Genomic DNA, 8,713 nt, shown 5'->3' on the forward strand with positions numbered 1-8,713 from the left:
TTTAAGATAATGCGTCTTTTATAAAGGGATTATGTTCTTGTTCGTGGAACAATGTTGTTTTATCACCATGTCCAGTATAGACAATTGTATAAAGAGGTAAATTAAATAGTTTTTTTAGGCTGTGTGTAAGTTCTTTGGTGCTACCGGTGGGCAGATCTGTTCTTCCTATAGATTCTAAGAACAGAGTATCTCCAGAAAAGAGTATGTTATTACATTCATCGTAAAAACATATGCTGCCCCTGGTATGTCCTGGTGTTTCTATTACTTTAAGAGATAAACATCCTATCTTTATAATATCTCCCTCCCTTAAAAGATTATCTGCTGGTGGTGAGGGGTTGCATTGTATCATTATTTGCATTGCATTATCATAAACAAATTGAAGCTGGACTGCATCTCTCTCGCCGATCATAAGCGGTATATTAAATCTTTCCTTTAAGTCTTTATTCGCACAGGTATGGTCAGGATGATAGTGCGTATTCAATATGGCGGTTGGGTTCAGCTTTCCCTTTTCTACATTTTTGATAATTGTTTTTCCGTTGCCACCAGGATCAATAATCACCGCTTCTTTTGTTTCATGATCTGCATATATGTAGCAGTTTGCCTGTAAAAGTCCAACAACGATTCTTATTAATATGAAGTTTCCCACGTTATTATTTCTTCTTTTAATTTCCTGCTCCATCTGTATCCTCCTAAAAAACCGTTTTTTCTTATTATGCGATGACAGGGGATAAACAAAGCATGTCTATTTAAAGAGAGCATTTTCCCTATTATTCGAGGATGACAACACAGTTTTTCAGCCAATTCTTTATAACTCGAAGTTTCTCCTGCTTTTATTTTTCTTACTTCTTTATAAAGTTTTATCTGAGAGGGTGAGTAAGCTTCAGTATTTAATATTTCCCATGGAGGAAGAAACTTACCATAAGAAGAGAAGAAAGAAACGAGGAGATCTTTTATCTCTCCCTCTACTTCTTTTCCCTGTTTATTATTTAAAAAATCAAGTGAAAATATACCATTTTCTATTCTAACCGTTAGCCATCTGTTAAAAGGAGTTTTATAATGGAATATTTCCACTATTTACCGACAGCAATTTTTATATGAAAGAGATTGATTATTGTATATTCTTTAATTTCTTTCATTAACTTTTCAAACATTTCAAATGATTCTCTTTTATATTCTATCAGCGGGTCTCTTTGACCATAACCACGCAAACCTGTACTCTCTCTCAAATAATCCATAGTTCTTAAATGTTCTTTCCACAAGGCATCTATTATCTGCAACATAATCATTCTTTCAATTTCTCTCATCTGGTCATTGCCTATAAGTTTTTCCCTTTCCAGATAGAATTTTTGAAGCAGAGAAACGATTTTATCCTTTATTTTTTCTCTATTTTCCTTGATTTTTATTTCCTCATCGGATAAAGGCACCTCAAGGTTAAACATTCGTTTGAACATCTGGCGGAATCCCTTTGTATCCCAATTTTCTACATCTGTTGTTTCCGAAAAATAAATATCTATATTGTTTACAACAATATCATTTACATCTTCCAATATTGAATCTTTTAAATCCATCCCTTTAAGTATTTCTTTTCTCTGGGTGTAGATTATTTCTCTTTGTTTATTCATCACATCATCATATTCTAACAGGTGTTTTCTCATATCAAAGTTATATGCTTCTACCCGTTTCTGGGCATTACCTATTGCTTTGGTAACAAATTTGTTCTGTATTGGTTCTCCATCCGGAACACCCAATTTGTTCATGATTAACTTCAGTCGTTCTGACCCAAATATTCTCAATAGGTCGTCTTCTAAAGAGAGGTAAAATCGTGATTCACCAACATCTCCTTGCCTCCCTGATCTACCTCGTAGCTGGTTGTCTATCCTGCGAGATTCATGTCTTTCTGTTCCTAAGATGAATAGTCCACCCAGTTTTTGCACTCCTTCACCTAATTTTATATCTACTCCTCTACCTGCCATATTAGTAGCTATGGTTACCGATTTTTTCTCTCCTGCATGGGCTATAATCTGTGCTTCTTTTTCGTGGTGTTTGGCATTGAGTACAGTGTGAGGGATATGCTGTTTTGCGAGCATACGATGCAAAACCTCCGATTTCTCTACAGAGGTAGTACCTACTAAGATAGGCTGCTGTTGTTTGTGTCTTTTTTTTATTTCATTTACGATTGCTTGCAGTTTTTCTTTTTCTGTTTTGTATATTACATCATCATAGTCTTTTCTTATCATTGCTTTGTTAGTAGGAATTACTACCACCTCTAAATTGTATATCTCTTTAAATTCTCTTTCTTCGGTGATTGCTGTACCTGTCATGCCTGCCAATTTATCATACATACGGAAGTAATTCTGGAAGGTAATGGTGGCTAAGGTCTGGCTTTCCTTTTGAATGCGCAGATGTTCTTTTGCCTCTAAAGCTTGATGCAATCCATCCGAATATCTTCTATCTGGCATTACTCTACCCGTAAATTCATCCACAATGATCACTTTCCCGCCTTTTACAATGTAATCTTTGTCTTTTTTAAATAGAGTATGTGCTTTTAGAGATTGATTTACCATGTGCAATATTTCCATATACTTCACATTAAAAAGGTTATCTATTCCTAACGTTTTTTGTATCTTATCCACACCGCTGTCGGTAAGAGTAGCTGTTCTCATTTTTTCATCTACTTCACTGTCCTTTTTAGTAAGTGTTCTTATTGCCTTATCTGCTTCGTAGTACGTCTTGGTGGATTCTGTCGTTGGTCCAGATATGATCAAAGGGGTTCGAGATTCGTCGATGAGAAGAAAATCTACTTCATCTACGATGGCATAATAGAATTCGCGCTGTACATAATTTTCAATAGAGTATTGCATGTTATCTCTTAGATAATCAAAACCAAATTCATTGTTTGTTCCGTAGGTTACATCTGCTTGATAGGCTTCTCTTCTTGTGCAGGGTGAAAGGGTGGTTTTGAATGTGCTTTCATCTTCCCAATCTATTAAGTGAGATTTGTTTTCACCTTGAATTACGCCTACCGAAAGACCTAAAAACTTATAGATTGGTCCCATCCACAACGCATCTCTTTTTGCCAGATAATCATTTACCGTTACCAGATGAGCACCTTTTTCCAATAGAGCGTTGAGATAGATGGGTAAAGTGGCTACCAGTGTTTTCCCTTCTCCTGTTTTCATCTCGGCAATATTGCCCTGATGTAGTACATTGCCTCCTATTATCTGCGCATCGAAGTGTCTTAAACCTATTGTTCTTCTGGATACTTCTCTCACAACGGCGAATGCCTCAGGAAGGATGCTCTCTAAAGATTCGCCTTTGGCAATCTTTTCCTTAAATTCATTTGTTTTATTCTTTAAGCCATCGTTTGAAAGTTTGGATATGGTTTCTTCTAAACCATTTACTTTTCCTACAATAGGCCATAGATCTTTTAATATCCGTTCATTCCTTGTCCCGAATACTTTTTGTAAGACTTTACCGATCATCTTTTTCCTCTTTTATTTTTAAAGGTTTCTTTATATGTTTATAAAGATTAGCTGTCCTGGAAGAAAAATCAAGCATTACATTTGAATATATAATAATCCGAGGTAAAAGGAAAGAATATTAGCCACAGATAAACATAGTTGATAGTTGATAGTTGATGGGTTTTTCTAAACGCATAATATTTCGTATTTTCTTAGCATAAATTTTCACAATGCGACAGAAAAAAAAGAGAAAATGTTGTATTCTCATCTCCCTTGTCCCCTACTTTCCCCTCTCAGGGGGGAATACAAAGGGGGTCTATCCGTTATTCCGCACCCTCCTGTCATTCCGTCCCCGCATCGGTGTGCGGGGTGACATTGCTTGATGCGGAATCTGGATTCCCGCATTTGCGGGAATGACACGGGAAAAGGTAATCCGAGGCTAAAAATATCTTAATCCAGAAGCTAAATCTAAATATTTATGGGTGAATTTCAACTATTCTAATCTGTCTCTTGCTGGAGCTTTATCGTGGGACTCGAATTACTGATTGTGTTTGAATATTATGGAAAATTAAAATAGAATGCCGTTATGAATGTAGTGGCGTTGGATATTGGAGGTACCAATACCAGGATAGCTCGTATCTCAGGAAGATTAAATATAGAAGAGGAAATTGAGATTAAAAGCGGAAAGAGTTTAGAACAGTTAACAAAGAGTATTATTGAATATATAAAAAAAATGATGAATAAGGAGACAAAAAAAATAGGCATAGCTGTTGCCGGTGCAGTAGATTATAAGGAAAAAATATTGAAAAAATCACCCAATCTGCCATTTTTAAATGATTTTTCTTTTTTAAAGATACAAGAAGCAATACATCTCCCGTTATTTTTGGAAAATGATGCCAATGCTGCCGCTTTTGGTGCTAGCAGACGATTTAAGCTTCCTTATATTATTTACATAACACTGGGAACGGGTATAGGAGGAGGAATTATAATAGACAATAGAATTTTAAGGGGTTATCAGGGGTATGCGGGAGAAATAGGACATATAACTGTTATGCCCTTTGGAAAGAGATGTACTTGTGGTAATAGAGGATGTTTAGAGGCTTATATAGGGGGATGGGCATTGCAGAGGGAAATAAACAAAAAGTGGGAAAATAAAACCGTAAAGGATTTATTTGATTTGGCGAAAGGGGATAAAAGAGCATGGAGGATGGTGCAGCAGTTCTCTGTATTTTTAGGCATAGGGGTGGCATCATTGATAAATATCTTTAATCCTCAAGCGGTAATCTTTGGGGGAAAAATGAGCCATTCCTATCCTTGTTTTTATAATAGGATGAAAGAGGTAGTAAAAAGAAGAGCTTATCTATCGTCAAGTGTCAAATTCATTAGAGATTCTTTGCCGGATAAAGCAGGATTGCTCGGTATGGCTCATATTGCATTAGAAGGCTAATGTATGGAGAAAATAATAATAAAGGGCGGAAAGCCATTATGCGGTAAAGTGAAGATAGGGGGAGCAAAGAATGCTGCTCTTCCTCTTATTTCTTCGTCTATTTTATTAGACGGGAGATGTGAGTTTTCCAATGTTCCTCAATTAAGAGACGTAGAAACGATTTGTAAATTGTTAGAGCTTATGGGAGCAAAATTTGAGTTGAAACAACACAATCTCAAAATTGATGCCAGTAATATAAATAAAACATTCGCACCTTATGATTTAGTGAAAACAATGCGTGCATCCATACTTGTTTTGGGTCCTCTTTTAGCTAAATATAAAAAGGCCAGAGTTTCACTGCCTGGAGGCTGTGCCATAGGAGAAAGGCCTGTAAACTTGCATATAGAGGCGTTAAGAAAATTGGGAGCTCTTATTGAAGTAAAAAATGGATACATTGAAGCTAAAGCGAAAAAACTAAAGGGGAGAGAAATATATTTTGATATTCCTACTGTTACTGGAACAGAGAATGTGGTTATGGCTGCTACTCTTGCCGATGGAATTACAACGATATTGAATGCCGCCCAAGAGCCGGAGGTAGTAGATTTGGCAAATTTTTTGAACGGTTGTGGTGCAAAAATAGAAGGTGCAGGAACAGAAAACATTGTTGTGAGCGGCGTGAGTAGTTTGAAAGCAAATAAAGTACACAACATAATTTTTGATCGAGTAGAAGCGGGAACATATATGGTTTTAGCCTGTGCAACAAAGGGAGATGTGGAGATTATAGACGCTCCTTATTCTCACCTGCACGCTGTGGTGGAAAAACTGGAAGATGTAGGAGCAAGCATAAATGTGAAAGAAAACGGACTAAGAGTAAAAATGAAAGGCAAAATAAAGCATACAGATATAAAAACCATGCCTTATCCTGGTTTTCCTACTGATATGCAGGCACAGTTCACATCACTTTTGTCCATTGCAGATGGAAATAGCGTAATTACAGAAACGATTTTTGAAAAGAGATTTTCGCATGTGCCAGAGTTGGTAAGAATGGGAGCAAATATAAGAGTAAGCGGTAACCATGCAATTATTGAAGGAGTTGATCATCTAAACGGTGCTCCTGTTACTGCGACCGATCTCAGAGCAGCAGCTTCTTTAATCATTGCAGGATTAGTGGCTCGCGGAGAAACAACAATGTTTGGGGTTCATCATTTGGATCGGGGGTATGAAAATTTAGAGCAAAAAATCAGTGCGCTTTCAGGATTTATAAGGAGAGAAAAAAGTGAATAGACTTGTTGTTGCTTTATCCAAAGGGAGGCTTTTAGACGAAGCATTGAATATATTTGTAAAAAAGGGGATAGATGTTCAATCTCCTCAAAATGGCAGAAAACTTTATTTTGATGGACGGGAAGGAAAACTGAGGTTTATTATAGTGAGAGCTCAGGATGTACCCACTTATGTTGAATATGGAGCGGCGGATTTGGGAATAGCGGGATATGATGTATTAAGAGAACAAAACAGAGATTTATACGAACTGATTAACTTGAATATAGGGCGTTGTAAGATGGTAGTGGCTGGAAAGACTGATGTAATATCTCCTTTAAGACCTTTGAGGATAGCTACTAAATTTCCCAACATAGCTAAGGATTTTTTTATAAAGGAAGGAATAAATGTGGAGATAATAAAACTTTATGGTTCTATAGAATTGGCACCGCTTTTTGAAATATCGGATTGGATTGTAGATATTACATCTACTGGCAGAACATTAAAAGAGAATGGGTTAAGAGTAATAAGAGAAATTTTCACATCTACTGCTTATCTTGTTGCCAGTAAAGGGAGCTATCACACAAAATATAATGAGATTAAGGAATTGATGGATATTCTTACATGATGAATGGAGTCAAAGTGTATCTTCAATTTCTAAAGGATACGGTTGGAATAGAATATATGAAAGGTACAGGAGATATAGATAACAAAGAGAAAGAATCCTTGCAGAGATTAAAAAAAGAAGTGGAGAGATGCAAGAGGTGTCCGCTTTTTAGAACTCGCACCCATGTTGTGTTCGGTGAAGGGAACGAAGATGCGGAAATTATGTTTGTGGGAGAAGCACCGGGCAGAGAAGAAGACCTGTCAGGCAAGCCATTTATAGGTAGGGCAGGGAAATTAATGGATGGGATCTTTGAGAAAATAGGGTTAAGGAGAAGGGATATATATATAGCTAATTGCATAAAATGTCGACCTCCAGAAAATAGAAACCCCAAACCAGAAGAGCTTTTGATGTGCTTTCCTTATTTAGAAAAGCAGATAGAAATTATTAAGCCCAAGATTATCATTTGTTTGGGAAAGTTTGCTGCACAACAACTTTCAGGTAGTGCGTTGCCTATCTCTGTCTTAAGAGGAAGAACAATGAAGCATAGAGATGTTACTGTTATTCCTACTTTTCACCCTGCTTACCTCCTAAGAAACCCTCATGCAGTAGATTCATTTACGGAGGACTTGATAAAAGCGATGAAAATGGTATGAGAAGAAGATTTGTTTCTCTGTTTTTTTGCGTTTTTTTAATACTGTTTTCTTTTCCCTCGTATGCCATAGAAAAGGTGGGATGTTTACTTCCATTAAGCGGAAATATAAAATATTTTGGTCTAAATTTTTTTAATGGTTTGTCTATTCCCTTATCAGAAGCAAGTATTCAGACAATAGTAAAAGATATATCTTCAGAAGATTTACAAAAACAATTAAAAGAACTCATACAAAAAGATAGAGTCAACCTCATTGTGGGTCCGTTTTTGAGTGTGCATGTAAAGGCATGTGTTCCTATTATTGAAAGATATGATGTTCCCTTAATTACACCCTTTGCTCCATCTTCGGATGTTCCGGGGATTTCTCCCCTTGTGTTTCGGTTTAGTTTTTATCCCGATGATATAAGATATTTGGTAGATTTTGCTATCGAAAATCTATATTCAGAAGATTTTATGATACTCTGCCCGGATACGGATTACGGTTTAAAGCTGCGAACTGCATTTATGGACGAGGTGATTAAAAAAAATGAGCATGTTGTGAAAATAAAGATTTATAAATCAAACGATATGGAGTATTCGTTCTGTATCAAGCAGGCTTTTGAAGTAAAGGATGAAGGAAATTTTACCTATGGGCGTGGTGTTAAATTTGACACTCTCTTTGTTGCAGGAAATAGAAAAGATTTACAGAAAATCCTTTCTCTTATTGCTTTTTATGATATTTATCCTCGTGTTATTTTAGGTAATGAAGGGTGGAATGATAGTCGTATTGTTTCCTTGCCATCAGGGTGTACAAAAAATTCATACTTTATCGCGGGATATTATTTGGACAATAAAGAGGAACAAAATGTTCACTTTGTCCGCAAATACAAGGAGATTTATGGCAAGAACCCTACATTATTTTCTGCTTTGGGTTATGATATAGGGGAAATGATTGTAGAGGCAAAAAAATGTAAAACAGGTAATTGTATTGTTGATTATTTAAACTCATTACAAAATCGGACAGGAGTTACTGGTAAACTTGTTAAATTTAATAACGGTGATGCCGAAAAAATTCCATTTTTGTTAACTATAAAAAACCATAAGATAATCCCGGTCAAATCCCAACTGGATATAGAAATAAAGGAGTAGAAATGATCATTGATGTGCATACGCTTGTAAAGACTTACAATGTTTTTGTTGGTGAAGATATATTAGAGGAGTTGTTGTCTTTTGTTGAAAAATCAGATTATTCTAAAAAATCAGCGCTTGTTACAAATAGCACTGGTGAACCCTTGTCTCGAGAAAGAACAGTATAAGTCGTGGGAGTTAGGCTG

General features: G+C 36.2%; 9 protein-coding genes. 6 read left to right on the forward strand and 3 right to left on the reverse strand.

The window, feature by feature from the left end:
* Nucleotide 1 precedes the first annotated feature (1 nt).
* The 3 genes from J7J10_03560 to secA are packed head-to-tail and all read right to left on the reverse strand — an operon-like array spanning nt 2 to nt 3,482.
* Nucleotides 2-679, reverse strand: a complete 678-nt coding sequence (locus J7J10_03560; GenBank protein ID MCD6130008.1) for an MBL fold metallo-hydrolase — start codon at nt 677-679, stop codon at nt 2-4.
* Entirely contained in the window at nt 628-1,071 is a 444-nt protein-coding gene (locus tag J7J10_03565; GenBank protein MCD6130009.1) for an MGMT family protein, read from the reverse strand. The genes J7J10_03560 and J7J10_03565 overlap by 52 nt, the downstream gene beginning before the upstream one ends.
* Nucleotides 1,071-3,482, reverse strand: a complete 2,412-nt coding sequence (gene secA / locus J7J10_03570; protein ID MCD6130010.1) for a preprotein translocase subunit SecA — start codon at nt 3,480-3,482, stop codon at nt 1,071-1,073. The genes J7J10_03565 and secA overlap by 1 nt, the downstream gene beginning before the upstream one ends.
* Before the next feature lie 565 nt (nt 3,483-4,047).
* Between secA and J7J10_03575 the strand changes: the two genes are divergently transcribed.
* The 6 genes from J7J10_03575 to J7J10_03600 are packed head-to-tail and all read left to right on the forward strand — an operon-like array spanning nt 4,048 to nt 8,695.
* Nucleotides 4,048-4,908, forward strand: coding sequence for an ROK family protein (locus tag J7J10_03575; protein MCD6130011.1), 861 nt, complete (start codon nt 4,048-4,050; stop codon nt 4,906-4,908).
* A gap of 3 nt (nt 4,909-4,911) precedes the next feature.
* Nucleotides 4,912-6,171, forward strand: a complete 1,260-nt coding sequence (murA, locus tag J7J10_03580; GenBank protein MCD6130012.1) for a UDP-N-acetylglucosamine 1-carboxyvinyltransferase — start codon at nt 4,912-4,914, stop codon at nt 6,169-6,171.
* Entirely contained in the window at nt 6,164-6,772 is a 609-nt protein-coding gene (locus J7J10_03585; protein ID MCD6130013.1) for an ATP phosphoribosyltransferase, read from the forward strand. Before murA ends, J7J10_03585 begins: the two co-directional genes overlap by 8 nt.
* A complete protein-coding gene (locus J7J10_03590) occupies nt 6,769-7,404 on the forward strand; it encodes a uracil-DNA glycosylase (protein MCD6130014.1) in 636 nt (211 codons plus the stop codon). The genes J7J10_03585 and J7J10_03590 overlap by 4 nt, the downstream gene beginning before the upstream one ends.
* On the forward strand, nt 7,401-8,528 hold the full coding sequence (locus J7J10_03595) for an ABC transporter substrate-binding protein (GenBank protein ID MCD6130015.1): 1,128 nt from the start codon (nt 7,401-7,403) through the stop codon (nt 8,526-8,528). Before J7J10_03590 ends, J7J10_03595 begins: the two co-directional genes overlap by 4 nt.
* A gap of 2 nt (nt 8,529-8,530) precedes the next feature.
* Entirely contained in the window at nt 8,531-8,695 is a 165-nt protein-coding gene (locus J7J10_03600; GenBank protein MCD6130016.1) for a hypothetical protein, read from the forward strand.
* Nucleotides 8,696-8,713: the final 18 nt, after the last annotated feature.

The organism is Deltaproteobacteria bacterium (assembly GCA_021159305.1).
Classification (GTDB): domain Bacteria; phylum Campylobacterota_A; class Desulfurellia; order JAGGSF01; family JAGGSF01; genus JAGGSF01.

What these genes read in the sequence shown, in the direction of transcription:
- J7J10_03560 (MCD6130008.1), bottom strand. Translation starts at nt 679, where the DNA reads ATGGAGCAGGAAATTAAAAGAAGAAATAATAACGTGGGAAACTTCATA.
- secA (MCD6130010.1), bottom strand. Translation starts at nt 3,482, where the DNA reads ATGATCGGTAAAGTCTTACAAAAAGTATTCGGGACAAGGAATGAACGG.
- J7J10_03575 (MCD6130011.1), top strand. Translation starts at nt 4,048, where the DNA reads ATGAATGTAGTGGCGTTGGATATTGGAGGTACCAATACCAGGATAGCT.
- murA (MCD6130012.1), top strand. Translation starts at nt 4,912, where the DNA reads ATGGAGAAAATAATAATAAAGGGCGGAAAGCCATTATGCGGTAAAGTG.
- J7J10_03590 (MCD6130014.1), top strand. Translation starts at nt 6,769, where the DNA reads ATGATGAATGGAGTCAAAGTGTATCTTCAATTTCTAAAGGATACGGTT.
- J7J10_03595 (MCD6130015.1), top strand. Translation starts at nt 7,401, where the DNA reads ATGAGAAGAAGATTTGTTTCTCTGTTTTTTTGCGTTTTTTTAATACTG.
- J7J10_03600 (MCD6130016.1), top strand. Translation starts at nt 8,531, where the DNA reads ATGATCATTGATGTGCATACGCTTGTAAAGACTTACAATGTTTTTGTT.